Below are 1,541 nucleotides of genomic sequence, written 5' to 3' on the forward strand. Positions count from 1 at the left end.
CGGGCGCGGCGTCACGGCGCCCGCGCCGCCGCGTCAACGACGGTGCCCGTGCCGCGTCACGACAGGGACGTGCGCAGGACCTTGCCGGTGGCGTTGCGCGGCAGCGCAGGCAGGAACTCGACGTCGCGGGGCACCTTGTACCGGGCGAGGTTGCGCTTGACGTGCTCGCGCACCGCCTCGGCGTCCACCGAGGCGCCCTCGGTGAGCACGACGAAGGCTTTCAACCGTTGCCCGAACTCCGCGTCGTCCACGCCGATGACCGCGGCCTCGACCACCTCCGGATGGTCGGCGAGGATGTTCTCCACCTCGACCGGGTAGACGTTCTCCCCACCCGAGACGATCATCTCGTCGTCCCGGCCGTCGATGAACAGCAGGCCGTCGGCGTCGAAGTGCCCGACGTCCCCGGTGGCCAGCAGACCGTCGATGATGTCCTTGGTCCTGCCGTCGGTGTAGCCGTCGAACGCGAGACCACTGCCCACGAACACGCGTCCGGTCACGCCGGGTTCGGTGATGCGGTGACCCCGCTCGTCGTACAACGCCACACGGCACCCGACCGGCGGCTTGCCGACCGTGCCCGGAGCGCGGCGCCAGTCACGGGGCGTGGCGACCGTGGCGACGGCCACCTCGGTCGAGCCGTACAGGTTGTGGATCACGTCACCGAACAGCTCCGTGGCCCGGTTGCCGACGTCCGGCGGCAACGCCGAACCAGCGACGAACACCACGCGCAAGCTCGCGGTGTCGTACCGGGCGAGCACCTCCGGCTCGAGGTCGACGATCCGCTGCAACATCGTGGGCACGACGACCAACGCGGTGCACCGGTGCTCGGCGATCCCGGCGAGTGCGGCTTCGGCGTCGAACTTGCGCCGCAGCACCACCGTGCATCCGAGGGCGCAGGAAAGGATGAACTGCGAGATCCCGGTGGCGTGGAAGAGGGGGGCGCCCATGTAGGTGGCCTCGCCGACGCGTAGCGGGATGCGGTCGAGGAACTGGGCGGAGTCGAGCGGGGAGACCTTCGGCCGGGGCGCGCCTTTCGGGGTGCCGGTGGTACCACTGGTCAGCAGGACCAGACCGCCCGGTTTCGGCGGCGCGGGGACGGTGTGGTCGTCGGTCGCGGCGATGATCTCGTCGAGGGTGGGTGCGTCCGTCGCACCGGTCTCGGTGTCGGTCCAGGCCAGGTAACGATCGACGCCGGTGATGTCGGCGAGCAGCTCGCCGAACTCCTCGTCGTGGACGAGCACGCGCACGCCTTCACGCTCGGCGACGGCGGTGAGCTGCGGTTTGGCGAAGCCGGTGTTCATCAGCAGCACCGGAGCCCCCAGTTTGCCCGCGGCGAGCAGCGTGAGCACCAGCCCGCGGTGGTCACGGCAGAGAGCGGCCACCGGCGTGCCCGGGCCGACACCGCGCCGCGCCCAGGCCCGGGCGAGGGCGTTGGAACGGAGGTCGAGTTGGGCGAAGGTCAGCGAGCCCCGCTCGTCGACCAGACCGACCGCGGTCGCGTCGCGGCGTGCGGCGACCCGCACGGCCCCGGCCAGGGGGCCGTA

General features: G+C 71.6%; 1 protein-coding gene. It reads right to left on the reverse strand.

Annotation, left to right across the window (positions count from 1 at the left end; translation table 11 throughout):
- Nucleotides 1–56: 56 nt before the first annotated feature.
- The coding region (locus tag SACSA_RS0110650; RefSeq protein WP_019815758.1) for an acyl-CoA synthetase at nt 57–1,541 on the reverse strand (1,485 nt) is incomplete at its 5' end.

This window comes from Saccharomonospora saliphila YIM 90502 (genome assembly GCF_000383795.1).
Classification (GTDB): Bacteria; Actinomycetota; Actinomycetes; order Mycobacteriales; family Pseudonocardiaceae; genus Saccharomonospora; species Saccharomonospora saliphila.